The sequence below is a fragment of the Micromonospora musae genome, from assembly GCF_003626635.1.
Lineage (GTDB): Bacteria > Actinomycetota > Actinomycetes > Mycobacteriales > Micromonosporaceae > Micromonospora > Micromonospora musae.
Window position 1 is genome coordinate 304,032 of record NZ_RAZT01000005.1, and the last position, 24,942, is coordinate 328,973.

At 73.1% G+C, this 24,942-nt stretch carries 24 protein-coding genes; 15 read left to right on the top strand and 9 right to left on the bottom strand.

Translation table 11 applies throughout. The features are described 5' to 3' along the window. The first annotated feature begins 86 nt into the window (after positions 1 to 86). The 8 genes from D7044_RS12140 to D7044_RS12180 all read left to right on the top strand — a co-directional run bounded on the left by D7044_RS12140 (position 87) and on the right by D7044_RS12180 (position 7,193). A complete protein-coding gene (locus D7044_RS12140; RefSeq protein ID WP_120688881.1) occupies positions 87 to 758 on the top strand; it encodes a BON domain-containing protein in 672 nt (223 codons plus the stop codon). A 204-nt stretch (positions 759 to 962) separates the two neighbouring features. After that, positions 963 to 2,021, top strand: coding sequence for a glycosyltransferase family 4 protein (locus D7044_RS12145; RefSeq protein ID WP_120688941.1), 1,059 nt, complete (start codon positions 963 to 965; stop codon positions 2,019 to 2,021). 165 nt (positions 2,022 to 2,186) lie between these two features. Beyond that, positions 2,187 to 3,017 (top strand): patatin-like phospholipase family protein, encoded by an 831-nt coding sequence (locus D7044_RS12155; protein ID WP_120679383.1) that lies wholly within the window; start codon positions 2,187 to 2,189, stop codon positions 3,015 to 3,017. Further along, entirely contained in the window at positions 3,017 to 4,063 is a 1,047-nt protein-coding gene (locus D7044_RS12160) for a 1-acyl-sn-glycerol-3-phosphate acyltransferase (RefSeq protein WP_120688883.1), read from the top strand. Before D7044_RS12155 ends, D7044_RS12160 begins: the two co-directional genes overlap by 1 nt. A gap of 9 nt (positions 4,064 to 4,072) precedes the next feature. After that, positions 4,073 to 4,393: a divalent-cation tolerance protein CutA gene (cutA, locus tag D7044_RS12165; RefSeq protein WP_120688884.1), complete on the top strand. Its 321-nt coding sequence runs from the start codon at positions 4,073 to 4,075 to the stop codon at positions 4,391 to 4,393. 220 nt (positions 4,394 to 4,613) lie between these two features. Then, complete coding sequence (locus D7044_RS12170) at positions 4,614 to 5,663, top strand: fatty acid desaturase family protein (protein WP_199716589.1); 1,050 nt, start codon at positions 4,614 to 4,616, stop codon at positions 5,661 to 5,663. 91 nt (positions 5,664 to 5,754) lie between these two features. After that, positions 5,755 to 6,048 carry a 4a-hydroxytetrahydrobiopterin dehydratase gene (locus D7044_RS12175; protein WP_120679389.1) on the top strand — a complete coding sequence of 98 codons (294 nt, stop codon included), beginning with the start codon at positions 5,755 to 5,757 and terminating at the stop codon, positions 6,046 to 6,048. Next, positions 6,045 to 7,193 (top strand): FHA domain-containing protein, encoded by a 1,149-nt coding sequence (locus tag D7044_RS12180; protein WP_120688885.1) that lies wholly within the window; start codon positions 6,045 to 6,047, stop codon positions 7,191 to 7,193. Before D7044_RS12175 ends, D7044_RS12180 begins: the two co-directional genes overlap by 4 nt. Before the next feature lie 133 nt (positions 7,194 to 7,326). Here D7044_RS12180 and rocD read toward each other — a convergent pair whose 3' ends face one another. The 3 genes from rocD to D7044_RS32955 all read right to left on the bottom strand — a co-directional run bounded on the left by rocD (position 7,327) and on the right by D7044_RS32955 (position 10,502). After that, positions 7,327 to 8,541, bottom strand: coding sequence for an ornithine--oxo-acid transaminase (rocD, locus tag D7044_RS12185; RefSeq protein WP_199716598.1), 1,215 nt, complete (start codon positions 8,539 to 8,541; stop codon positions 7,327 to 7,329). Beyond that, positions 8,541 to 9,356, bottom strand: coding sequence for a dimethylargininase (gene ddaH / locus D7044_RS12190; protein WP_187398661.1), 816 nt, complete (start codon positions 9,354 to 9,356; stop codon positions 8,541 to 8,543). The genes rocD and ddaH overlap by 1 nt, the downstream gene beginning before the upstream one ends. Before the next feature lie 450 nt (positions 9,357 to 9,806). Then, a complete protein-coding gene (locus D7044_RS32955; protein WP_233564958.1) occupies positions 9,807 to 10,502 on the bottom strand; it encodes a DUF4190 domain-containing protein in 696 nt (231 codons plus the stop codon). A gap of 196 nt (positions 10,503 to 10,698) precedes the next feature. On the opposite strand from D7044_RS32955, the gene D7044_RS12200 reads away from it, so the two are divergent. Further along, positions 10,699 to 11,544: an Fpg/Nei family DNA glycosylase gene (locus tag D7044_RS12200; RefSeq protein ID WP_120688886.1), complete on the top strand. Its 846-nt coding sequence runs from the start codon at positions 10,699 to 10,701 to the stop codon at positions 11,542 to 11,544. Positions 11,545 to 11,573: 29 nt separating this feature from the next. Here the strand turns inward: D7044_RS12200 and D7044_RS12205 are convergent, their stop codons facing one another. Beyond that, positions 11,574 to 12,458, bottom strand: a complete 885-nt coding sequence (locus D7044_RS12205) for an aminoglycoside phosphotransferase family protein (RefSeq protein ID WP_120688887.1) — start codon at positions 12,456 to 12,458, stop codon at positions 11,574 to 11,576. A 189-nt stretch (positions 12,459 to 12,647) separates the two neighbouring features. Between D7044_RS12205 and D7044_RS12210 the strand changes: the two genes are divergently transcribed. Together D7044_RS12210 and D7044_RS12215 are read left to right on the top strand one after the other, a co-directional pair. Next, positions 12,648 to 13,163 (top strand): SigE family RNA polymerase sigma factor, encoded by a 516-nt coding sequence (locus D7044_RS12210; RefSeq protein ID WP_120679401.1) that lies wholly within the window; start codon positions 12,648 to 12,650, stop codon positions 13,161 to 13,163. 2 nt (positions 13,164 to 13,165) lie between these two features. Continuing rightward, entirely contained in the window at positions 13,166 to 14,443 is a 1,278-nt protein-coding gene (locus D7044_RS12215) for a hypothetical protein (RefSeq protein ID WP_120688888.1), read from the top strand. A 45-nt stretch (positions 14,444 to 14,488) separates the two neighbouring features. Here D7044_RS12215 and D7044_RS12220 read toward each other — a convergent pair whose 3' ends face one another. From D7044_RS12220 to D7044_RS12230, 3 genes are all read right to left on the bottom strand, one after another. Further along, entirely contained in the window at positions 14,489 to 15,910 is a 1,422-nt protein-coding gene (locus tag D7044_RS12220; protein WP_120688889.1) for a WGR domain-containing protein, read from the bottom strand. Positions 15,911 to 16,025: 115 nt separating this feature from the next. Beyond that, a complete protein-coding gene (locus D7044_RS12225; protein ID WP_120679407.1) occupies positions 16,026 to 17,405 on the bottom strand; it encodes an FAD-dependent oxidoreductase in 1,380 nt (459 codons plus the stop codon). 12 nt (positions 17,406 to 17,417) lie between these two features. Beyond that, positions 17,418 to 18,566, bottom strand: coding sequence for a carboxylate-amine ligase (locus D7044_RS12230; RefSeq protein ID WP_120679878.1), 1,149 nt, complete (start codon positions 18,564 to 18,566; stop codon positions 17,418 to 17,420). A 208-nt stretch (positions 18,567 to 18,774) separates the two neighbouring features. On the opposite strand from D7044_RS12230, the gene D7044_RS12235 reads away from it, so the two are divergent. The 3 genes from D7044_RS12235 (at position 18,775) to D7044_RS12245 (ending at position 21,581) form a co-directional block, all read left to right on the top strand. Continuing rightward, the gene (locus D7044_RS12235) at positions 18,775 to 19,068 is read left to right on the top strand and encodes a DUF6412 domain-containing protein (RefSeq protein ID WP_233564959.1); all 294 of its coding nucleotides are present in this window, start codon (positions 18,775 to 18,777) and stop codon (positions 19,066 to 19,068) included. Between the two features lie 283 nt (positions 19,069 to 19,351). Then, positions 19,352 to 20,095: a YidC/Oxa1 family membrane protein insertase gene (locus D7044_RS12240; RefSeq protein WP_120688890.1), complete on the top strand. Its 744-nt coding sequence runs from the start codon at positions 19,352 to 19,354 to the stop codon at positions 20,093 to 20,095. Between the two features lie 73 nt (positions 20,096 to 20,168). Further along, on the top strand, positions 20,169 to 21,581 hold the full coding sequence (locus tag D7044_RS12245) for a carbohydrate-binding protein (protein ID WP_120688891.1): 1,413 nt from the start codon (positions 20,169 to 20,171) through the stop codon (positions 21,579 to 21,581). Between the two features lie 51 nt (positions 21,582 to 21,632). Here D7044_RS12245 and D7044_RS12250 read toward each other — a convergent pair whose 3' ends face one another. After that, on the bottom strand, positions 21,633 to 22,304 hold the full coding sequence (locus D7044_RS12250) for a DedA family protein (protein WP_120679413.1): 672 nt from the start codon (positions 22,302 to 22,304) through the stop codon (positions 21,633 to 21,635). Positions 22,305 to 22,549: 245 nt separating this feature from the next. Further along, complete coding sequence (locus D7044_RS12255; RefSeq protein WP_120679882.1) at positions 22,550 to 23,158, bottom strand: DUF1349 domain-containing protein; 609 nt, start codon at positions 23,156 to 23,158, stop codon at positions 22,550 to 22,552. A gap of 69 nt (positions 23,159 to 23,227) precedes the next feature. On the opposite strand from D7044_RS12255, the gene D7044_RS12260 reads away from it, so the two are divergent. Further along, the gene (locus D7044_RS12260) at positions 23,228 to 24,874 is read left to right on the top strand and encodes an alpha-amylase family protein (RefSeq protein ID WP_120679415.1); all 1,647 of its coding nucleotides are present in this window, start codon (positions 23,228 to 23,230) and stop codon (positions 24,872 to 24,874) included. Positions 24,875 to 24,942 lie beyond the last annotated feature (68 nt).

The window sequence follows — 24,942 nt, forward strand, 5'->3', positions numbered from 1 at the left end:
CGGCGACGGCGGTTCACCCGGTGCGGGTGAACCGCCGTCACCCGTATCGGGGGCAGTCTCGGCAGCACCGGCGAGGGGAGGACGCGATGGGCAGCGCAGCCGTCGCCCGCGAGGACCAGCGCATCCAGCAGGACGTCCTGGCCGAGCTGGCCTGGGCCGCCGAGGTGCAGCCGAACGAGATCGGGGTGAGCGTCCAGCAGGGCATCGTCACCCTGACCGGCTGGGTGGACAGCTCGGCCCGGCGCTGGGCCGCCACCCGCTGCGCGCAGCGCGTACGCGGGGTGCGCGCGGTCGCCGACGACGTCGAGGTACGCCTGCCCGGCAGCCCCGGGGTCACCGATCCGGAGATCGCCGTCGCCGCCGGCCGGGCGCTGGAGTGGGACAGCTTCGTCCCGGCGGAGCGGCTGGACGTGACCGTCGCCAACGGCTGGGTGATGCTCCGCGGCGAGGTGGAGTTCGGCTGGCAGCGCCGCAGCGCCGAGCGTGAGCTGCGCCGGCTGCGGGGCGTACGCGGCGTCACCAACCTCGTCGAGGTGCGCCCGCCCGCGCCGACGGAGACCGACCGGCTGCTCCGCGACGTCCGGCGGGCGATGGGGCGGGCTCTCGCCGGCGGGCGGGTCGAGGTGGCGGCGCAGGGGGACGTCCTGGTCCTCAGCGGTGTGGTGCGCTCCTGGTGGGAGCGGGATCAGGCTGAGCGGATCGCCTGGGCGGCGCCGGGCGTACGGGAGGTGGAGAGCCAGCTGCTCGTCGGCGATTGAGGCGTCCGAGACGTCCGAGGCAGGGCGAGCAGAGCGTCCCGGTTGTCCGGTTTATCCGCGCCGCCTGCGGGAAAGCGGGCCGCCGGTGCGCCGGGGTACCGCGCGCACCTGCGGTCACCACGCACCGGGGAGCGACGGGGAGGACGCGTGGGCGGAATCCAGCTGACGGGCGATCGGTACGCCGGTCGGCCGCTGCGGATCGCGATGGTGGTGCCGCCGTGGCTCTCCGTGCCGCCACCCGGCTACGGGGGGCTGGAACAGGTCGTCGCGGGCCTGGTGGACGCCCTCGTGGGCCGCGGTCACCGGGTGACGCTCTTCGGCGCCGGGGAGTGGCACGGCACCACCGCCCAGGAGTTCGTCTCCACCGAGGCGCAGCTGCAGTTCGCGCGGCTCGGCGAGTCCCTGCCCGAGCTGGCCCACCTGGCGCGGGTACGAGAGTTGATCGACCCCGCCGACTTCGACATCATCCACGACCACACCACCATCGGGCCGCTGGTGGCCGGTCGGCGCAGCGTGCCGACGGTGGCGACGGTGCACGGCAACCCCGTCGGCGAGTACGGCAGGGTGCTCAGCGACACCGACCACGGCGTCCGGCTGGTGGCCATCTCGCACGCCCAGCGCGGGTTGAACGCGGGGCTGCCCTGGGTCGGCACGGTGCACAACGGCCTGGACCTGCGGGACGTCCCGCACAAGTCCGCGCCCGCGCCGGGCCCCGTGCTGTGGCTGGCCCGGTTCAGCCCGGACAAGGGGCCGGACATCGCGATCCGCGCCTGCCGCGCCGCCGGCCTGCCGCTGCTGCTCGCCGGGAAGTGCAACGAGCCCGCCGAACGCCGGTACTACGACGAGGTGGTGACGCCGATGCTCGGCGACGACGTCGAGGTGGTGCTCAACGCCGACCGGGCGGAGACGCTGCGGATGCTGCTCGACGCCCGCTGCCTGATCATGCCGATCCAGTGGGAGGAGCCGTTCGGCATGGTGATGGTCGAGGCGATGGCGACCGGTACGCCGGTGGTCGCGCTCGGTCGGGGAGCCGTGCCGGAGCTGGTCACGACCGGCGTCACCGGCGTCGTGTGCAGCGGGCCGGAGGAGCTGCCGGCGGCGCTGCGCGCCGTGGAGTGGATCGATCCGGCCGACTGCGTGCGGCAGGTGGCGACGAACTTCTCCACCGGCCGGATGGCGCAGGGCTACGAGGCGGTCTATCGGCAGGTCGCGGCCGCGCGCTGGCGGCCGGTCCAGGAGGCGGTGCGGCTCGGCCGGCGCTGACCGGACCCGGCCGGACCCGGCCGGACCCGGCCGGCCGTACCCCCGTTCGCCGGTCCGGTGGTCGCCGCCCGGCTCGCCCGCTGCGCGAACTCCGCGCTGCACCGCGGCCCGGGGTGGTCGGGCTCACCAGGGTGAGCGGCGGCCAGTCGTGCCAGGATGAACGGCATGGCGGGGGGACCGGTGGCGTTCGTGCTCGGCGGCGGCGGTGTGCTCGGCGCGGTCGAGGTGGGCATGCTCCGCGCGCTGTTCCGCGCCGGTATCCAGCCGGACCTGGTGCTCGGCACGTCGATCGGGGCGGTCAACGGCGCCCTGGTCGCCGCGGACCCGTCCGAGGCGGTCACCGACCGGCTGGTCCGGCTCTGGGCGTCGCCGGAGGCGAGCGAGGTGTACGGCGACTCGGTCGCCCGCCAGCTCCGCCGGTTCGCCGCCCGTACGCACCTGCACTCGCCGCGCCCGCTGCGCCGGCTGCTCGAGTCGGAGCTGGGGGCCGAGACCACCTTCGCCGACCTGCGGGTCCCGTTCCGGTGCTGCGCGGCGCACATCGAACGGGCCGCCGAACACTGGTTCGACAGCGGGCCGGTGGTGCCGGCCGTGCTCGCCTCCGCCTCGGTGCCCGGACTGCTGCCGCCCAAGGAGATCAACGGCGCGCACTACATCGACGGTGGGATCGTCAACTCGATCCCGATCGGCGAGGCCGTCGCGGTCGGCGCGACCCGGATCTTCGTCCTCCAGGTGGGCCGGATCGAACGGGAGCTCTCGCCTCCCCGGCGGCCCTGGGAGATCGCCCAGGTCGCCTTCGAGATCGCCCGGCGGCACCGGTTCTTCCGGGAGATGGCCGCGCTGCCCGAAGGGGTCGAGGTGCACGTGCTGCCGACCGGCGGGCTCAACCCGCGCGACGACACACCGTGGGCGTACCGGGACATGGCGGCCGTGGGGCGGCGGATCAGCCGCGCCTACACCGCCTCACGGCGGTACCTGGCCAACCTGGACCGCTGATGCCGTTGCCGCCACGGTGGACGCGCCGGGTGCTGCTGGGGCCCGCCGTGGTCCTGCTCGCCGTCACGGTCGTCACCACCCTGCCGCTCTGGGCCCTGGTCGCGGCGGCCCTGTCCCCGCTCGTTCCCGGCCGGCTGCGCCCGCTGCGGCTGCTCTGGATCGGCACCGTCTACCTGGTGTGGGACGCGGCGGCGCTGATCGCGCTCTTCGTGCTCTGGGTCGGGGCCGGCTTCGGCGCCCGCGTGCACTCGCCGGCCTTCCAACGCGCCCACTACGTGCTCGCCGGCCGGTTCCTGCGGGTGCTCTTCTGGCAGGCGCGCTGGACGCTGCGGTTGCGGATCGACGTGACCGGCGCCGACCCGGACACCGCCCTGCCCGGCCGGCCCGAACTGGTGCTCTGTCGGCACGCCGGGCCGGGCGACTCGTTCATCCTGATCCACGCCCTGGTGAACTGGTTCAAGCGCGAGCCACGGATCGTGCTGAAGGACAGCCTCCAGTGGGATCCGGCGATCGACGTGCTGCTCAACCGGTTGCCGAATCGCTTCATCGCGCCCTCGCCGGACCACGACCGGACCGAGGCGGTGATCCGTCAGGTCGGGCACCTCGCGGCCGGGCTGGACGACGACGACGCCTTCGTGATCTTCCCGGAGGGCGGCAACTTCACCCCCAAGCGGCGGCTGCGCGCCATCGCCCGCCTGCGGTCGCTGGGCCTGGAGCGGATGGCGCTGCGGGCCGAGCGGATGCGGCACGTGCTCGCCCCGCAACCCGGTGGGCTGCTGGCCGCGCTGGACGCCGCTCCCGACGCCGGGGTGGTCTTCGTGGCGCACACCGGTCTGGACCGGATGCTGACCGTCGCCGACGTCTGGCGTGAGCTGCCGATGGACAAGCGGATCGTGATGCGGTTCTGGTCGGTACCGCCCGAGGAGGTGCCGACGGGCCGGCAGGAACGCATCGACTGGCTCTTCGACTGGTGGGCCCGGATCGACGAGTGGATCGCCGCGAATCGGGACGGCATGGACATGAGCGACGGTGAGCATGGCACGTAGGGTGCGATCGTGGACCAGATCTGCGTGGTGACGACCGTGGTGGATGCCCGTTCGGTCGCCGACGTGCTCGCGGCGGCCGCCGTGACCGGCCGACTCGCCGCCTGCGCACAGGTGGGCGGGCAGGTCGACAGCACCTACTGGTGGCGCTCCGATGTGGAGACCAGCAGCGAGTGGTCGGTGCAGTTCAAGACCGCCCCGGACCGGGTGGCCGCGCTGGTCGACCAGCTTCGGGCCAACCACCCGTACCAGGTGCCGGAGATCCTGGTGAGCCGGGTGGAGAGCGGGGACCCCGGGTATGCGGCCTGGGTGCACGAGCAGACCCGACCCTGAGCGCGCGCCCTGCCCCGGCGCGGCCATCGCGGCCGTCGCGGCCGCCGGGAACGTCGCGGGCGTCGCGGAGGTCGCGGGCGGCGCGGGCGGTGTCAAGGTAGGGCGAACCCTACCCCCACTCGGGGGTGGACAGGGTTACTCAACGCTACCGATCTCCGGAGACTCGATGGCGGGGGTCGAGCCGCACGGCCGGCCGTACATCGAGGAAACAGGAGCGGCCATGGTGCTGTCAGCGGTGGCGGACCCGCCGGTACGGCGAGGGAGCGACTACGCACAGTTGTCCCGCAGGGTCAACCAGGCGGGCCTGCTGCAACGCCGTCCCGGCTGGTACGTGGCGCGGATCGCGCTCACCCTGGGCATCTTCGCGGCCGGCTGGGTGGCGGTCTTCGCCGTGGGGGACTCCTGGTGGCAGGCGCTGGTCGCGGTCGTGATGGCGGTGGCCACCACGCAGGTGGCCTTCCTCGGTCACGACGCCGGGCACCGGCAGATGTTCCGCCGGCGTGGCCCGAGCGAGGCGGTCGGTCTGATCGCCGGCAACCTCGCGGTGGGGCTCAGCTACGGCTGGTGGGTGGACAAGCACAACCGGCACCACGCCAACCCGAACCACGAGGACGAGGACCCGGACGTCGGCGCCGGCGCGCTGGTCTGGACGTACGAGCAGGCGCTCGGCACCCGGGGCTTCGGCCGCTGGCTGGCCCGGCGGCAGGCGTACCTGTTCTTCCCGATGCTGCTGCTGGAGGGGCTCAACCTGCACGTGGCGAGCATCCAGGCGATCGTCGGGCGGGAGCCGGACGGCCGGTTCCGGACGCCGATGCGGCACCGGCGGGTCGAGGCGCTGCTGCTGGGCGTGCACACGGCCGGCTACCTGGCCGCGCTGCTGCTGGCCATGTCGCCCGGTAAGGCGCTGCTCTTCGCGGCCGTCCACCAGGGGCTGTGGGGGCTCTACATGGGCTGCGCCTTCGCCCCGAACCACAAGGGCATGCCGATGCCGACGGCCGAGGACGAGCTCGACTTCCTGCGCAAGCAGGTGCTCACCTCCCGCAACGTGCGGGGCGGCCGGTTCGTCGACACCGCGCTGGGCGGGCTCAACTACCAGATCGAGCACCACCTCTTCCCGAACATGCCGAGGGCGAACCTGCGCCGGGCCCAGCCGCTGGTGCGGGCGTACTGCGCGGAGCAGGGCATCCCGTACGCGGAGACCGGGCTCTTCGACTCGTACCGGCAGGCGCTGGGCCACCTGCACGAGGTGGGGCGACCGCTGCGGAGCTGACGGGTTCGGCGCGGCCGGCCGCGCGGACGGCGGTGGACACCCCACCGGTATGCGCGGCCGGCGGGGCTCTCCGTCCCGGTAGGGTCACCCCATGGCAGACGTGCTCACCGCGGAGGCGGTGGAACAGGAGCTGGGCGGGCTGGACGGCTGGTCGGGCGACCCGACCGGAATCAGCCGCAGCGTGGAGCTGGCCGGTTTCCCGGCCGCCATCGCGGTGGTGGACCGGGTCGCCGAGACGGCCGAGCAGCTCGACCACCACCCCGACATCGACATCCGGTGGCGCACCGTGACGTTCCGGTGCGTCACCCACTCGGTCGGTGGGGTCACTCGCCGTGACGTCGACCTGGCCCGTCGCATCGACGAGATCATTCGGAGTGCCCGATGAGATTCGAGATCAGCAAGGTGTTGGACGCCATCGAGGGGCGGGTCTGCGTCGACCCGTCGCTGGCCCGGGCCGTCCTCGATCTGGCCGACGTGATCCGCTACCAGGACATCGACGGTGGCCGACCGGCCAGCCTGTTGCGGCTCGGCATGGTGATCGACGCCCTCTCCCGGCAGTTGGAGGAGGACAGCGTCCAGGTCTACGCCGTGGTGCACCGGGCGCTGCTCTCCGACGCCGACCTCACCTCCAACGAGCGGATGGTGGTTCGCCGGTGGGCCGACGACGGGCTGGTCGAGGTGCTCGACAATCCGGGTGACCGGATGCTGGAGGTGGCCGACCTGCTCGGCCTTCCGGTGCTGACCCGGGCCCGGCTGGACGGGCTGCGTGGACGGTTCCCCTGGGTGGCGGAGGAGCCCGGCCGGGTCCTCGCCCCGGTGCCGGGCGCCGGCGGGCCGAACCTCGTCGCGCACGTCGGGGGCGGCGACAAGCCGGTCGCGGGCCGCCGCTCCCCGGCCGGGGCGAAGCTGCTCACCCGGCAGTGGCGGTGCCCGGAGTCGGGCTGCGCCCTCTTCGGCGGCGGTGGCGGCGGTTCCTTCGCCGATCTGGCCCGGGTGCAGCGCAGCCCCGCCGAGCAGGCGCCGCCCTCGCTGCGCGGCGGCGTACCGACCTGCCCCCGGCACGGCACCCGGCTCGGCGACGTGGGCCCGCGGCCGCGTACCGAGGTGCTCGCGGTACGCATCGGCGGGCTCGTCCGTCGCCGGTTCGTGGTCAGCGAGGAGCAGCCGGTGCTGGTCGGCCGGGCCCCCGAGGCAGAGGGCGGGATCGTCCTCGGTCAGTGGCTGAACGACGAGGCGCGGCGCTGGATCAGCCGGAACCACCTGCACCTCGAGCTGCGCGTCGGCGAGGTGATCGTGACCGACGTGAGCACCAACGGCTCGGGCATCCGTCCGGCCGGATCGATGACCGAGGCGGAGCGGATTCCGCTCGTGCCGAAGCAGTCGCGGGTGCTCGGCGAGAACGACATGATCGAGCTCTATCCGGGGGTGCAGATCGGCCGGGCCGAGGAGCTGCCCGCGGGGGCGTCGTTCACGCCGACCTCGGTGATGGCGGAGGCCCCCACCATGGCCATGCGTCTACCCCGCCCCTGACGCCCCCCACCCACACACACCCGGCCCCGCCCGCCCCGATCACCCGAAGCGGTTGATCAAGAGATTTGCGTCAGGAAGCGGCTTGTTCGTGACGCAAACCTCTTGATCACCGCGTGCGGAGTGGGGGTGGGGGTCAGGGGGTGAGGATGGCGGCCAGCTGGGCCACCGCGTGGTCGATCTCCTCTTCGGTCACCACCAGGGGCGGGGCGAGCCGGATCGTGGAGCCGTGGGTGTCCTTGGCGAGCACACCACGCTCGGCGAGGCGCTCGCAGGCCTGACGGCCGGTCATCAGCGCCGGGTCGATGTCGAGCCCGGCCCAGAGGCCCCGGCCCCGTACGGCGACCAGACCCTTGCCGACCAGCTCCTGCAGCCCGGCGTGCAGCCGCTCGCCCAGCTCGGCGGAGCGGCGCTGGAACTCGCCGGTCGCCAGCATCCGGACCACCTCGACGGCGACCGCGCAGGCCAGCGGGTTACCGCCGAAGGTCGAGCCGTGCTGGCCGGGCTTGAGCACGCCGAGCACGTCGGTGTTCGCGACCACGGCGGAGACCGGCACGATGCCGCCGCCGAGCGCCTTGCCGAGCAGGTACATGTCCGGCACGACGCCCTCGTGGTCACAGGCGAACGTCGCCCCGGTGCGACCCAGGCCGGACTGGATCTCGTCGGCGATGAAGAGCACGTTGCGCTCGGTGCAGACCCGGCGGACGCCCGGCAGGTAGCCCTCCGGCGGCACCACGACGCCCTGCTCGCCCTGGATCGGCTCGATCAGCACGGCGACGGTGTTCTCGTCGATGGCGGCCGTCAAGGCGTCCAGGTCGCCGTAGGGGACCACGGTGAACCCGGGCGTGTACGGCCCGAAGTCCTCCCGGGCTTCCTCATCGGTGGAGAAGCTCACGATGGTGGTCGTACGCCCGTGGAAGTTGCCCTCGGCGACCACGATGTTGGCCTGGCCCGCCGGTACGCCCTTGACCTGGTAGCCCCACTTGCGGGCCACCTTGATCCCGGTCTCCACCGCCTCGGCGCCGGTGTTCATCGGCAGCACCAGGTCCTTGCCGCTGAGTTCGGCCAGCTCCCGGCAGAAGGCCGCGAACTGGTCGTGGATGAACGCCCGGCTGGTGAGGGTGAGCCGGTCGAGCTGCGCGTGCGCCGCGGCGACCAGCTGCGGGTGCCGGTGACCGAAGTTCAGCGCCGAGTAGCCGGCCAGGAAGTCGAGGAAACGACGCCCGTCCACATCGGTCAGCCAGGCGCCCTCGGCGGACGAGATCACCACCGGCAGCGGGTGGTAGTTGTGCGCGGTCCAGCGCTCCGCGTCGCGGACCGCGCCCGGCGTCCGCAGCATGTCGTCGACGATCACTTGCTTGCCTTTCCCTGTCGGAGCCGCAACGTGCAGCACTTCGGTCCGCCGCCCGCCTTAAGCAGCTCGGACAGGTCGACACCGATGGTTTCGTAGCCCCGGTCGCGAAGCTTCGCGGCCAGGTCGGTGGCCTGCGCCGGCAGCACCACGTGCCGCCCGTCGCTGACCGCGTTCAGGCCGAGCACCTCGGCGTCGGCCATCGTGGCGTGCACCGCGTCCGGGAAGAGCCGACGCAGTACGGCCTGGCTGCCGGGGGTGAACGCCTCCGGCAGGTACGCCACCGTGCGCTCGTCGAGCACGGTCAGCGCGGTGTCCAGGTGGTAGAAGCGCGGGTCGACCAGCTGCATGGTGATCACCGGGTATCCGAAGACCTCCTGCAACTGGGCGTGTGAGGCGTGCGCGGTGCGGAAGCCGGTGCCGGCGAGCAGCAGCTCACCGGCGAGGAGGATGTCGCCCTCGCCCTCGTTGACGTGCTTCGGGTCGTACATCTCGAAGCCGGCCGCCTCGAACCAGGCCCGGTAGGCCGGGGCCTCGTCGGCACGCTGCGGGTCGCGGAACTGCACCGCCATCGCCTTGTCGTCGATCACGGTGCCGCCGTTCGCGGCGAAGACCATGTCGGGCAGGCCGGGCACCGGAGCGATCTCCTCGACGGTGTGGCCCAGGTCGCGGTAGACCTGCCGCAGCTGCTCCCACTGCCGGATCGCCAGGTCGGCGTCGACGGGCGCGGTCGGGTCCATCCACGGGTTGATCGCGTAGTCCACGGCGAAGTACGTCGGCCGGCACATCAGAAAGCGCTGGCGCGTCGCGTCCATCGTCATTGTCCTGCTCCCAGGGGTCGGGCGCGCCCGGCCACCTCGGCCCACGGGCTGGCGCCGATGTTCAACGTTATTCGGCGCGGGCCGACAGGATCCACCGCAGAGGATTGCGCAGGACGGCTGTTCATTGCGTCTGGGCCAAGGCCGACGGCGATTCATTGCGCGGACCGCTCTACGCGGCCGCTTCCTCCGGAGCCGGGCTCGATCACCTTCGGTCAACGACGCGCCGGGCCCGGCGGGACGGGGTGGCGGCCACATCGACGCCGGTCGCGCTCGGGCCGGCCGCGCGGCGGCGAGCAGCCTCGACGGGAAACACATCAGGGGCGGCGAACCGCCGCCCCTGAAACTGTGTCGCCCGGCTGGTGAACCACCAGACTGGTCGGGCTCGACCGGTGAACCACCGGTCTCCGCTGGCCGGCGCACCGCCGGCGAGCCGGACAGTGCCCGCTAGATCCGATCGACAAACTGTGAGTCGAGCCACTCCCGGAACCGCTGCACCCAGTCGCCGTCGGTGGTCGGCCAGTCGAAGAGCCCCGTCATCGCGAGCACCCCGACGACCACCGCGGTGAGGCCCAGGGCGATGCCGAGCAGCGCGTCGGTCTTGCCCGCGACGTGTCGACGCCGGGTGGCGATCATTCCCAGCACCGAGAGGACCGCGCCGATCGCCCCCAGCCCGATCCCGTAGCCGGCGAGGGTGCCGGTGAGCACGAAGAGCGCCCCGGCCACCCCGACCACCAGGCCGAGGGTGGCGAGCAGGCTGGCGCGGGGCCGGGGACCGGGCGTCACCGTCGGCGCCGGCTCGTCCGGCCGTACGTCCGGGTCGAGCGGGCGGTCCCGCTCGGGGCGTACGGCCCGGTCGCCGTCCCGCTCCTCGTCGGGGCGGGCGGGTACCGGCCCCGGACGCAGCGCGGGGGCGGCCCCGGTCGCGGCCCGCGTGCCGGTGGGCGGCGCGTCGGCGGTGCGCGGGGCACCGACGGGCGCGGCACCGTCGCGGGGCGACGTCCGCTCGGTCACCGCGGTCCGGGTCGCGTCCGGACGGTCCGCGTCCGCCGGGGCGGGGACGGTGGCGACCGAACCGTTGCCGGCACCGTCACGGTTCTCGTCGCGCGCGGGCCGGCGCGACGGGGAAGGAATTCTGGCCACAACACACCTCCTAGGAAATGCGGGGTGGCCGAGGAACCGGCGGCACCCACGCGATACGTCCCCGGAAGTACCCGCCTGGCCGTTTCCCGACACGTCCCGCGCCCACGGCCGTTCCCGCCCGGCCGGCTGTCGCGCACGCCGACCGCCCGAGCAGGCCGTCTGGCAGGCGTGAACGGCGGTGGCTACCCTTGCGCCCGTGCCAGAGGGACACACCATCCACCGCCTGGCGGCCCGGCACGCCGAGCTCTTCGCCGGCCGACCGGTGCACGCCAGCAGCCCGCAGGGCCGGTTCGCCGATGGCGCGGCCCGGCTCACCGGGACCGTGCTCGACTCCACCGAGGCGTACGGCAAGCACCTCCTGCACCACCACGCCGGTGAGCTGACCCTGCACGTGCACCTCGGGCTCTACGGCAAGGTGACCGACGGCGTCGGCGAGCCCCCGGAGCCGGTCGGCCAGGTGCGGCTGCGGCTCACCAACGACCGTCCCCGGCCTCGGCGCGGCGGCGGACCCGAGGACCGGCACTGGCTCGACCTGCGTGGCCCCACCGCCTGCGAGGTGCTCACCCCGCCGGAGGTGGCGGCGTTGCGGGCCCGGCTGGGGCCCGATCCGCTGCGCGCCGACGCCGACCCCGATCGGGCGTACGCCCGGATCTCCCGCAGCGCGACGCCGCTCGCCGCCCTGCTGCTCGACCAGTCGGTGGTGGCCGGCACCGGGTTGATCTTCGTGACCGAGGCGCTGTTCCGGGCCGGCCTGCCGCCGACGCTGCCCGGCCGGGCGTTGGACCGTGCCGGCTGGGACCGGCTCTGGGCCGACCTGGTGACGCTGATGACCCTCGCCGTGCGGCAGGGCCGCATCGACACCGTGCGCGACGAGCACCTGCCGGAGGCGATGGGTCGGGAACCGCGCGTCGACCGGCACGGCGGCGAGGTGTACGTCTACCGCCGTCCCGGCGCGCCCTGCCACGTCTGCGGCACGGCGATCAGCCGCGGCGAACTCGCCGGCCGCAACCTCTACTGGTGCGCCACCTGCCAGAGCCGGTGAGGCTGGTGCCCCAGGGCCGGTAGGGGCTTCTACTTCGGCACGGCGTCGAGCAGCCAGCGGACCACGTCGACCTGGTCGGGGAAGACGGCCCCGTCGCTGATGCTCCACGCCAGCGTCTGCGCGACCGTCCAGCCGCGCGCCCGATCGCGGTCCAGACCCAGCTCGACGGCGAGCCGGTCGAGCCGGTGACGTGCCGCCGCCGGGGAGTGCCCCAGCGCGGCGTCGCGCACCACCGGCGCCACCGCGAACTCACGCTCGCCGACCAGCGGCTTCGGGTCGATGACCAGCCAAGGCTCCCGGGTCGCCCGCAGCACGTTGCCGCCGTGCAGGTCCTGGTTGACCAGCACCTGCTCGCCCTGGGACGGGGCCAGCTCGGCGAGCAGCCCGAGCGCGGTGTCCAGCAGCCGCCGCTCGTACGGCCGGTTCGCCCGCTCCCACTTGCCCGGCAGGCGCTCCGCCCAACCGGCGGCCTCCTCGGCGAGCGAGGTGAACGGGCCGGCGACCGGCACGCAGAGCCGGGGGAGGAGCGCCACCATGACGTCCAGAGCCGCCTCCGCCGGCAGCCCGTTCAGCGGGGTGCCGGGAACGGCCCGCTCGACCAGCAGCGCCCGCCGCCCCGGGTCGTGCCCGAGCAGCCGGACCGCCCCCGCACCCGACCACCTCGCCAGCGCCGCCGCCTCGTGCTCGCTCTCGCTGTCCGGGTACTGGAGCTTGAGCACCGCCGGTGTTCCGTCCGGCAGCTCGGCCGGCAGCGCCAGCGAGGCGAAGGTGTACGGGAACGGCGGGCCGACCCGCAGCGACCAGCGGTCGACGCAGGCCGCCACCCGGTCCGGCAGCTCGGCCAACCACGCCCGGCCGACCGGAGTCCGCCGTACCCAGGTCAGCTGCTCGGGGATGGGCAGGAGGTCGGTCATGCGACCATCCTGGACCGCGCATTCGACACGCGTACAACCGATCCCGGCCGATTCCCGTCTTAAGGACGTGTGCCGAGGTAATCGGCCAGGACCTCGACACACGCCCTCGGGGCGTGCCTCGGAGGCGGACGCCGTTCGGCTCGACCGACGCGTCCGAGACACGCCCGTGGAACCGACGGAGGTAACCGGATGCCGGACGCATCGGATGAGGAATACGTCGCGTACCTGAGTGCGCGGCTGCCGGCGTTGCACCGGCTGGCGTACTCGCTCTGCGGCAATGCCGACCAGGCCGACGACCTGGTGCAGGAGGCGGCGACGCGGCTCTTCGAGCGCTGGTCGCGCGCGTCTAGGGCCGACGACGTCGACGCGTACGTGCGGGCGATCGTGGTGCGGCTCTTCCTCGACGGCCGACGCCGGGGCTGGTGGCGGATCCGGCTCTTCGCGGCCCCGCCCGACGTGCGGCGCAGCGAGGACCGCGGTGTCGAGGAGCGCACGGTGCTGCGCGACGCGCTGGCGCAGGTGCCACCCCGGCAGCGGGCCGTGCTGGTGCTGCGCTTCCTGTACGACCTGCCGGTGGACGAGGTGGCCCGGTCTCTGGGCTGCTCGGCCGGGACGGTGAAGAGCCAGACCTCGCACGGGCTGGCCGCCATGCGCCGGCTGCTCAGCGATCGGCAGCTGGCCGGTAGCAACGGAAAGGAGCGGTGACGATGAGGATCGACGAGGATCAGGTCGCTGACCTGCTGCGGCGGCTTGACGACGAACCGACTCGTCCGCCCCGGGTCGACCTCGGCGGGGCGATCCGGGAGGCGCGGCGACGCCGCCGCAACCGCCGGGCGACGGCGGCCGGGGCCGCCGCGCTGGGCGTGCTGGCGGTGGCCGTCCTACCGGTCGCTCTAAACGGGGTCGATCGGGGGGCACCGGCGCCGGCGACGTCAGCCAGTCCGTCGACGCCGTCCCCGAAACCGCGTCCGAGCGGCCCCTGGCAGGGGGTGTGCACGGCAGCACTCCTGCCTGGATCGGAGGAAGCCGCCGGCAGTGAGGTCACGGCAGGTGACCCCGACGGGCGGTGGCTCGTCGGCCGTCTGACCATGCACGACTTCCGCGACTACCGCCTTTTGATCTGGGAGGGGAACCGGGTCCGGGAAATTGCCATTCCCGGTGAGGAGCAGCAGTTGCGCGACGTCAACCGGGCCGGCCTGGCGGTGGGTGCGACGGGGCGCAGCCTCAAATTGTCGCAGCCATGGGCGGTGCGCGACGGCGAGGCCATCCGACTCAAGGGGGTCAGCTCCGGCTCGGCGGCAGCGGTCAACGACGCCGGCCGGATCGTGGGCTTCCGGAACGCCGAGGACGGGCGTGAGGTGTGGACCCAGCAGCGGCCGGTGATCTGGGACTCGTCCGAAGCCTCGGCTGTCGACCTGCCGCTACCCGGCCCGGGGTGGGCGGGTTCGGCGATCGACATCGATGAGGACGGAACCATCCTGGCCGAGATGGCCGACATGGCTGGCGCGGACGATCCGGGCAGGCCGCGGCGGGCAGTCATCTGGCGTCCGGGCGCCACCCGGCCCGAGGTGCTGCCACTGCCTCAGGTGCCGGGCGGAACCACCATCCAGTTCACGCCCGTGTCGCTGGTCGGTGGCTGGGTGACCGGGATGGCGTACCGGGAGAAGCAGCCGGGCAAGTCCGGAAGGGCCCTGCAGGAGTATCCGGTGCGGATCGATCTGCGGACGGGAAAGGCGGACCTGATGCCCGCCGTCGTCTGGGCCGGGACCGGGAACGCGCGAGGGTGGCAGGCCGGCTCGATGGCTGGCACGGGCAACGGCACCGCCGTGGTCACCGATACCAAGTTGGTCAAGCTGCCCGGGCTGGACGGAACGACCGCCAGTGGGGACGGCTGGGTCAAGAGCCTCAGCGATGACGGCCGGGTGCTCGGCGGGCAGCTCTTCCAGAACGAGAGAGGTCACGCGGTGCGCTGGACCTGCCGGTGAAGACCGGTCCGGGGGCGGTCCCGCTCCGCCCCCGGACCGGAGTTCTCAGCGGAGCCGGCGGATGTCGCCGTACGCCCGGTAGAAGCCACCCCGGCCGGACTCCCGCACCTCGGTGACGAGGTAGCGGGCCCCCGGCTCGCGGATGCCCTTGGGGAACTGCACCGACCAGTCATGGTGGTACCCGTCGGAGAGCACCTGGATGCGCAGCCGGCCGCTGTGCTCGACGCACTGCACCACCACGCCGGACCGGTCGTCGGTGGTCACCTCGACCGAGGTCCAGGCGGCCGGCTCGGGCAGCCGGGTGGGAGCCTTCACGTCGACGACGTCCGGCACGCTGCCCGCCTCGGCGGCCCGGATCGCCGGCTCGCTGGCGTCGATGCAGGCCAGGTGGCCGCTGGTGGTCACCACGTAGAGCCGCTCCTCGTGGTACTGCATGGAGTAGGCCGAGCCGCAGCCGGTGCCGAGCTTCCAGAGCCGGTTACCGGCCTCGTCGAAGCAGTAGATCGAGGACGCGCTGTCACCGGCGAAGACGTAGCGGCCGCCCTCGGCGGTGGCGCAGGAGAAGACCGCGGCGTCGCAGCGGTACGTCCGCTCGGCGCGCCCGTCCTTGCGCAGCCGCACCACCTCGCGGGTGCCGGTGCCGGCGAAGACGGCGTTCCGTTCCTGCCAGCCGAAGAGGACCGAGCCGGTGTCGGTGTGCCACAGCTCCTGCCCGGTCCGCCAGTCGTAGCCGGTGACGCCCCGCGAGTGGCCGTGGTAGAGCGCGTCGGGGTCGCAGCGCACCATCCAGGCGGAGCGGCCGCGGCCCGGTCGGCGCCAGAGGAACTCGTCCTCGTGGTCGACGGCGGCGATGCCACCGTCGCGGTCGGAGACCCCCAGCACGCCGTCGTGGATGTCGAGCCAGTAGATGTCGATGTCGGGGGCGATCGCGTAGGCCACCCGGGGCACCTTGCCGGAGAGGTCGTAGACGTTGCCGTCGTCGCAGCCGGCGTAGATCCACGCGTCGTCGGCGACGATGCACTTCACCCCGTCGGGGAGCCGAACCTGGTTGAGCACCCGGGCGTCGTGGCCGAGCGTGGTGATCACGCCGTGCTCGTTGCCCACCATGCAGCTCTGCCCGTCGACGAAGATGCCGAACGCGGGCGCACCCGAGTTGTAGCGCCAGAGCACCGGCGCGGTGCGTGCGGTGGAGCGGGTGCTGACGATCTGGCGGCGGGAGACCGAGCGCTTCTGTCGTACGCCGGGCACCGCCGGGGCGTACCCCTTGCGGATCTTCTCACCGATCTTCTTCGCCGCGGCCGCCCGGGCGCGGGCGTTGTCCGGAAAGCTTGAGTTCTTCACCTGGCCCTGGTCGCCGATGCGGCCGTAGCGGATGGTCATGGCGGTGTCCTCGACCACCACCTCGTAGAACTTGTGCGCGCCGCCGTCGGACTCGGACAGCTCGAGGTAGGTCGTCTCCTGAGCCATGGGGGGATGCCTCCGGGGAAGGGGTGGGCGACCGGCGGATCGCCGGTGCGACAACGCGAGCACGCTAACCCGCGCCCCCGACAAGATCGGGGGGCCGAAGTGGACCGGGCCGTCGTTACCGGGTGGCGTGGTGCAGCGCGTCGACGGCCTTGCGCGCGGCGATCAGCACCGGATCCCAGACCGGCGCGTACGGCGGCGCGTAGCCGAGGTCGAGCGCCGTCATGTCGTCCACCGTCATGCCGTTCCAGAGCGCCGCGGCCAGCGTGTCGATCCGCTTCGCCGCCTCGGACCAGCCGACGATCTGCGCTCCGAGCAGCCGGCCGCTGGGCTTCTCGGCGATCAGCTTCACCGTCATCGGCCGGGTGCCCGGGTAGTAGCCGGCGCGGCTGGTGGATTCGGCGACCACCGAGACGAACTCGAACCCGACGGCCGCAGCGTCCTTCTCGCGGAGGCCGGTGCGTCCCACCTCCAGGTCGCAGACCTTTGTCACCGCCGTGCCGATGATCCCCGTGAAGGTGGCGTAGCCGCCGCCGATGTTCGTGCCGGCGACCCGGCCCTGCTTGTTCGCGTGCGTGCCGAGCGGCACGTGCACGGGCATTCCGCTGATCCGGTGCAGGCACTCGACACAGTCACCGGCCGCCCAGACCCCGTCCACCCCCGGCACCCGCATCCGCCGGTCCACCCGGATCGCCCCGGACGGCCCCAGGGGCACGCCGGCGGCGGTGGCGAGGTCGGTGTTGGGGCGTACGCCCAGGCCGAGCACCACCACGTCGGCGGGGATCGCCCCCTCCTCGGTGACGACCGCGCTCACCCGGCCGTCCCGCTCCTCGATCCCGGTCACCCCGAGCCCGGTGCGGATCTGGACGCCCAGCTCGCGCATCGCGGCCACGACGACCTCCGCCATGTCCTCGTCCACCGTGGACATCGGCTGTTCGGCCTTCTCGACCAGGGTGACCGCCAGGCCCCGCTGGAGCAGCGCCTCGGCCAGCTCCACCCCGATGTAGCCGCCGCCGACCACCACCGCCCGGCGCGGCTTCGGCTCGCCCTCCAGCCAGTCGCGCAGCGCCGCGCCGTCATCGAGGGTCTGCATCCCGAAGACGCCGTCGATCTCCGCCTCGGCCCAGGCCGGCCGGACCGGCAGCGCGCCGGCGGCGTACATCAGGTCGTCGAAGCGTTCCCGGACCTCGCCGCCGCCGACGAGGTCCCGGGCGATCACCTCGCGTTGCTCCAGATCGATCCCCACCACCTCGTGCCGCATGCGTACGTCGATGTCGAAGCGCCGGCGGAACGTCTCCGGGTCGCGGGCGATCAACTCCTCCGGCCCGTCCACCAGCCCACTGATCCAGTACGGGATACCGCAGCTCGAGTACGAGGTGAAGTGACCCCGCTCGAAGGCGATGATCTCCAGCTCGTCCCGCCCGCAGCGGCGCCGCGCCTGGGACGCCGCCGACATCCCGGCGGCGTTACCACCAATGACGATCAACCGTTGCGCCACGCAGTCATCCTGTCACGGGGTGTTGGTGCCGCGGGTCTGCCTCGCCACGTCCTGCACCACGTCGGCGAGCCGCCCGGTGCGGGCGAAGACCGCTCGCTGCCGCGCCGCGCCGGTGCCGTGCCGGCGCAGCCCGCCCAGCAGGTCGGTCACCTCGGGCCAGTCGCCGTGGCTCTCCAGCGCGGGACGGAGCCGCTCGACGAACCGGTCCAGCAGCTCCCACGCCGGGCGCAGCTCACCGGTGGTCACGTCCACCCCGTCGCCCTCCAGCCCGTCGTGGGCCGCCCGCCAGTGCGCGCCCACCAGCAGGTGGTGGTCGGTGGGGATGGCCGGTCGCCCGGCCCGGACGTCCTCGATCGCGGTCGCCACCATCGCCCGGACGAGCGCCGCGACCAGCACCGCGTCGTCGACCGTGGGGCAGACGTCGCCGATGCGGATCTCCACGGTCGGGTACTTCGCCGACAACCGGGCGTACCAGTAGAGCATCCCCTCGTCGAGCATCACCCCGCTGGCGATCAGCTGGCGGATCAGCCGGCGGTAGTGCTCGTGCGACTCCAGGTACGGGGTGGGCGCCACCGAGGGCCAGCGCTCCCACTCCACCGACCGCCAGCTCGCGTAGCCGGTGTCCTCGCTCCGCGCGAACGGGGAGTTCACCGTCGCCGCGTGCAGCGTGGGCAGCCAGGGCCGGACGTGGTTGAGCACCTGGACGCCGATCTCCGGGTCGGGGATGCCGACGTGCACGTGCATGCCGTTGTTACCGGGGCCGGGCACGAGCAGACGGAACCGCTCGATCATCCGGTCGAACCGGGGCTTGTCGACCACCGGCGGCACCGGGCCGTCCACCGGCCCGGTGCCGATGGCGAGCAGGCGTACGCCGGCCCGCTCGGCCGCGTCGGCCAGGGCGGCGCGGAGCACGCCGAGTGAGTGCCGGATCGAGCGCAGCTCCAGCCCGGGCGGGCTGCCGATCTCGATCTGGCTGGTCTGGAACTCCCGCTCGACCTGCCCGCGCAGCTCCGGTGGCACCTGTTCCAGCACCAGGTCGACGGCGGGCACCGCCGCGCCGGTGTGCGGGTCGACGAGCAGGAACTCCTCCTCGACCCCCACCGTGAGGAGCTCGGTCCCGTCCGCGGTCCGACCGGGTGCCTCCGTCAGCTGGCCCGTCATGCCGATCACCGTCCGTTCCTGCTGGTCGCGGTCTGTCCACGACAGCTCGCCTCCGTGGTTACCCAGGGTGGCGAAGCCGGGAAACGCGTTACGCGCGGTGTGCGGCGTGTCTCCCCGGCGTGTCTGCGGTTCCACCCGAACGGGCGGCCGGATCGGGGCGCGCCGGACGCCGGGTCGCGGGCTTGCGCGCGAGTCCTAGGGTGGCGCCGTGCTCGGGTCGGGGTTCGCGTTGGAGCTGTGGGCGTACGTCTGCGCCCAGGTCGCCGGGCTCGCCGACCAGCCGGCCGGATTGCTCGCCGGGGCCGCGCTCGGTGCGGCGGCGCTGCTGACCGCCCTGCTCGCCACGCGTGCCCTGGTCCAGGACCCCACGCCGCGGGCCGGCTCGCGGGCCACCGGTCTGCGGGCGCGGTCCCGCCGACGGCGGGTGCCCCGCCAGGTCGATCCGAACGCGCCCGGACGACCCCGTCCCCGCGCCCCCGGCGTCCGCCTCTCGGCCGCGTAGCGCAGCCGGTCGGTACGGCCGGCGACGCCTGCGGGATCCGGACCCGGGCGGCGCCTCCCCAGGCTCGGCCCGGGGACCGCCCCCCCGGTGCCCGGTCCCGGGACAAAAGCCCCTCGGCGGGCCGTCCGTCCTGGTTCCCCCGTCCCACGCCCGACCGGTGTTCTCGCCGGGGCCGGGACGGGCCCGGACCGGATCCGCGCCGCGCGGCCGATTCCGTCGTCATCCGTCCCCACCGGGCCTGCCGCCCGGTCGGGACCACCCGGAATCGACCGAGGGACCTCCCATGCTCGCGTTCGCACCTCTGCACACCGCCGTCGGCTTCGCCGGCACCGCGCTGGCGCAGCTCAGCACCCTGCTCGAACCGATCGCCGGTGGCGCGGCCACGGCCGCCGCGATCGTGCTCTTCACCGTGGCCGTCCGGCTGCTGATCTCACCGCTCACCGTCGCGCAGATCCGCGGGGAGCGGCGTCGGGCGGCGCTCGCGCCCCAGGTCCGCGAAGTCCAGCGGAGGTACGCGGACGACCCGGCCCGCCTGCAGGGCGAACTCTTCGCGCTCTACCGGTCGGCCGGCGCCAACCCGGTCGCGGGCTGCCTGCCGATGCTGCTCCAGGCTCCCTTCCTGCTGGTGATGTATCGGCTGTTCAGCACCGCGGAGGGCGGCACCGGGCTGCTCGACGAGCGGTTGGCGGGCGTACCGCTGGGCCACCACCTCGGCGACGGGGTGGCGGGGGCGGCCGGGCCGCTCTTCGCCCTGCTGCTGGCCGCTCTCGTGCTGCTGGCCTGGTTGTCGTCGCGGCGGATGCGTCGCGCGGCCGTCGCGCCGGCTCCGCAGTCGGCGGCCCCTCCGGCGGCCCTGCTCGGTCGGCTGCTGCCGCTGCTGCCGTACACGACGGTGCTGGTGGCGCTGGTGCTGCCGATGGCCGCCGTGCTCTACCTGGTGACGACGACCGCGTGGACCGCGCTTGAGCAGGGGGTGCTGCGCCGGCCGCAGGCAAGCCCGGCGGAGGCCGGAACAGATCGACGTTGACAACTGTCCGAGGAGCCCGTACAACTCGTGAGAGAGCGCTCTCTCGCCCCCGTCCCCGCAGAGAGGCACACCCATGGAAGCTGCCCCGGCGGTACCCGCCGCCCTGCCCGTACGGCACCGAGCACGCCTGTCGCTCGCCCTGCTCGCCGTCGTGACCACCGCACTGGCCGGGGTCACCGTGACCGCGCAAGCGGCCGTGCCACCACCCCCGAGCGGCTGGAGCCTCGTCTGGAGCGACGACTTCACCGGCGCCGCCGGCACGCTGCCCTCCGCCGCCAACTGGATCATCGACACCGGCACCAGCTACCCGGGCGGTCCGCCGAACTGGGGGACCGGCGAGATCCAGACGTACACCAACAGCACCGCCAACGTCAGCCACGACGGCGCGGGCAACCTGCGCATCACGCCGCTGCGCAACGCCTCCGGCGGCTGGACGTCGGCCCGGATCGAGACCGTCCGGAGCAACTTCAAGGCACCCGCGGGTGGGGTGCTCGCCATCGAGGGCCGGATCCAGATGCCGAACGTGACCGGCACGCCCGCCCTCGGCTACTGGCCCGCGTTCTGGGCGCTCGGCGCCCCCTACCGGGGCAACTACCAGAACTGGCCCGGAATCGGCGAGTTCGACGTGATGGAGAACGTGAACGGGCTCAACTCGGTCTGGGGCGTGCTGCACTGCGGCGTCGCGCCCGGCGGCCCCTGCAACGAGTTCAACGGCCTCGGCAACTCGCGGGCCTGCCCCGGCGCCACCTGCCAGTCGACGTTCCACACCTACCGCTTCGAGTGGGACGCCTCGGTCAGCCCGCAGCAGCTGCGCTGGTACGTCGACGGCCAGCAGTACCACACCGTGACGCAGAGCCAGGTCGGTGAGCCGTACTGGTCGCAGATGACCAGCCACGCCGGCTACTTCCTGCTGCTCAACGTGGCGATGGGCGGTGGCTTCCCGAACGGGGTCGCCGGCTTCACCACCCCGACCGCGCAGACCGTCCCGGGCCACCCCATGCTGGTCGACTACGTGGCGGTCTACAGCCGCGGCACCCCGCCGACCGACCCGCCGCCGACCGATCCGCCGCCCGGCGGGGCACGCGACGCGTACGCCACGATCCAGGCGGAGTCCTTCAATGCCCAGAACGGGGTGCTCGTCGAGGCGTGCAGCGAGGGCGGCCAGAACATCGCGGCGCTGCGCAACGGTGACTGGGTCCGGTTCGACAACGTCGACTTCGGCTCCACCTCGCCCCGCGACTTCGTGGCCCGGGTCGCCTCCGGCGCCGGTGGCGGGGTCAGCGGGCTCGTCGAGGTGCGTCTGGACAGCCCCACCAGCGCGCCGATCGGAAGCTTCGCCATCGCCAACACCGGCGGTTGGCAGAGCTGGCGTTCGGTGCCGGGCAACGTCGGCGCGGCCACCGGCCGGCACTCGGTCTACCTGACCTTCACCAGCGGCCAGCCGAACGACTTCGTCAACGTCAACTGGTTCACCTTCCGCCGCTGACCCGGTCGGAGGGGCCTCGCGCGACGCCGGGGCCCCTCCGGCCGGTACGCCTCAGCGGCCGGCGGGCACCTTCGGGCGATCACCACGCCCGTTGCGCCGACGGACCTTCTTCACCACCCACATCGTGATCATGGCGGCGAAGAGCGCGAGGATGCCGTAGTCGAACCAGGTGCTGTACTGCTCGACCTGCTGCCAGCGGGAGCCGAGCGCGTACCCGCCCCCCACGAAGAGCGCGTTCCAGATTCCGCTGCCGAGGGTGGTCAGCACGACGAACTGCACCAGCGGCATCCGGTTCGTTCCGGCGGGGATCGAGACGAGGCTGCGCACCACCGGAATCATCCGGCCGAAGAAGACCGCCCACCTGCCGTAGCGCTCGAACCAGCGGTCGGCGCGCTCCAGATCGTCCAGGTCCACCAGGGGCAGCCGGTCCAGCCACCGCTTCAGCCGGTCCTCGCCGACGCCGGCACCCACCCAGTAGAGGATCAGCGCGCCCAGCAGGGAGCCGGCGGTGGCGGCGAGCGCCACCACGACCACGTTGAACCGTCCCTCGCCGGCCAGGAAACCGGCCAGCGCCAGGACGATCTCGCTGGGGATCGGCGGGACGACGCTCTCCAGGGCCACGAGCAGCGCGACGCCGATCACGCCGGCCGCGTCGATCACGCCGGCCACCCAGCCGGTCAGCCCGCCGAGTTGAGTCGGGTCGACGTCCTGGGCGCTCGCCATGGCCGATCCTTTCCGCTACGGGAGGGGATCGGACTCCTGTACCCCGCGACGCGGGCGCCACACCTAGGGTCTGTTTCATAAGACCGTGCCCGGCTGCGCCGGCCCCAGGCGACGACCGGCCGCGTTGGAGGTTCGTCCGGATACAACACCGGTATCCGGACGAACCTCCGCCTTGCCGGACCGCCGCCTGGGACTCGGCTCGCTCGGGCGAGCCTCATGAAACAGACCCTAGCGCCCGCCGGACGTCACTCCTGCGGGTGCAGTGCCGCGTCGGCCGGCCCCCGGTGCCAACCGGTGAACCGGACCGTCAGGCCGCCCCGCGTCGGCGAGCAGCAGAACGGTCCGGCGCTCACCTCGACGTCCGGCGCCAGCGGGGCGAGACGGACCAGCCGCCACGGCTCCCCGGCCACCCGGGCCCGTACGGTGAGCGCGTCACCCGCCCGGCTGGCCCGCACCGTCACCTCCCGCCCGGCCCACTCGGGCACCGGGGCGACCGACCAGTCCGACAGCTCCCGGGTCACCACCGCGCCGACCTGCGGCTGACCGTCGCTGACCTCCACCCCGGCCTTGATCCAGTTCCGTTCGTCGACCCGGACCAGCACGCCGGCCTGGTCGAACTGCTCGGTCCACTCCAGCCGGAAGGTGACCTCCACGGCCGTGTCGGCGGGCAACGGAGCGAGCAGCGCGGGCGCGTCGTCGTGCACGAAGCCGTAGCTGGTGTGCCGCCAGAGGTCGCTGCCGGCGGCGGGCTCCACCACGAGATCTCCCTCGGCGGTCCGCTCCGCGCGGACCGGCTGGTGCAGCCATTCACCGGTGGACCAGTCGACCGGCTCGGTCTGGGGTGCGTCGGGCATGACCGGCACGCTACCGGTGGGAAGGCGAACCGGTTTGCCCGGGCGACGGATCGGAGAAGTTGAACGGGCATGGGCGACAGGTGGTACTCCGAGGCGGTCGTCTACTGCCTCGACATCGACACGTACGCGGACTCCGACGGCGACGGCGTCGGTGACATCCCGGGGCTCATCGGCCGGCTCGACTACCTCGCCCGGCTCGGCGTGACCTGCCTCTGGCTGCACCCGATCCATCCGTCGCCGAACCGGGACGACGGCTACGACGTCACCGACTTCTACACCGTGGACCCGCGCTTCGGCACCCTCGGCGACTTCGCCGAGCTGCTGCACCAGGCCCGCAACCGCGGCATTCGCGTGATCATCGACCTGGTGGTGAACCACACCTCCGACGAGCACCCGTGGTTCCAGTCCGCCCGCTCCTCGCCGGACTCGCCGTACCGGGACTGGTACGTCTGGTCCGAGCAGGAGCCGCCGGACCGCAAGCAGGGCATGGTCTTCCCCGGCGAGCAGAAGGAGACGTGGAGCTACGACCGGACGGCGAAGGCCTGGTACTACCACCGGTTCTACCGGTTCCAGCCCGACCTGGACATGGCCAACCCGGCGGTACGCGCCGAGGTCAAGAAGATCATGTCGTTCTGGCTCCAGCTCGGCGTCTCCGGCTTCCGGATGGACGCGGTGCCGTTCATCATCGAGCTGACCGAGCCGGGCAACCCGAACTCGCCGAAGGACCTGGACTTCCTCACCGAGCTGCGCGAGCACGTCCAGTGGCGTCGGGGCGACGCGATCCTGCTGGCCGAGGCGAACGTGGAACCGGACCAGCTGCCGGTCTACTTCGGTGACCGCGGTGGCTCGGCGAACCGCGTGCACATGCTCTTCGACTTCATGCTCAACGGCCGTCTGATGCTCGCGCTGGCCCGGGAGGACCCGGAGCCGGTGATCGAGGCGCTGCGCGACACCCCCATGTTGCCGACGGGCGGGCAGTGGGCCACCTTCCTGCGCAACCACGACGAGATCGACCTGTCCCGGCTCACCGCCGAGCAACGCAACCAGGTCTACGCCCGGTTCGGGCCGGACGAGCAGATGCGCCTCTACAACCGGGGCATCCGTCGGCGGCTCGCCCCGATGCTCGGCAACGACCGGCGGTGGATCGAGCTGGCGTACGCGTTGCAGTTCTCGCTGCGGGGCACACCGGTGCTGCGCTACGGCGAGGAGATCGGCATGGGGGAGGACCTCTCCCTCCCGGGGCGGCACGCGATCCGTACCCCGATGCAGTGGTCCTTCAAGGAGAACGCCGGCTTCTCCACCGCCGAGCCGGGCAAGCTGGTCCGCCCGGTGATCGACAAGGGGGAGTACGGCTACGAGAAGGTCAACGTCACCGCCCAGCGGCGTGACCCGAGGTCGCTGCTCGCCTGGTTCGAGCGGATGATCCGTACCCTGCGCGAGGCGCCGGAGATCGGCTCCGGCTCGACCACCCACATCGACGTGCCGATGCCCTCCGGGGTTCTCGCGCACCGCGCCGACGGGCCCACCGGGACCATGGTCTTCCTGCACAACCTGGGCACCGACGACGTCGAGGTGGACCTCAGCCTGCTCCAGGCGGAGGCGGACCAGCCGATCGATGTCCTCACTGACCGTGGCTACGGCGAGGTGGGCAAGCTGGAACGCCTCCAGCTCGCCGGGCGCGGCTACCGCTGGATCCGGCTGCGGCGGGGCCGCTGAGGCCACAGGCAGACGGCCGCGCCCACCCCGGCCGTCGCCGAGGAGCAACGGAAAAGGGGGCCACGGCG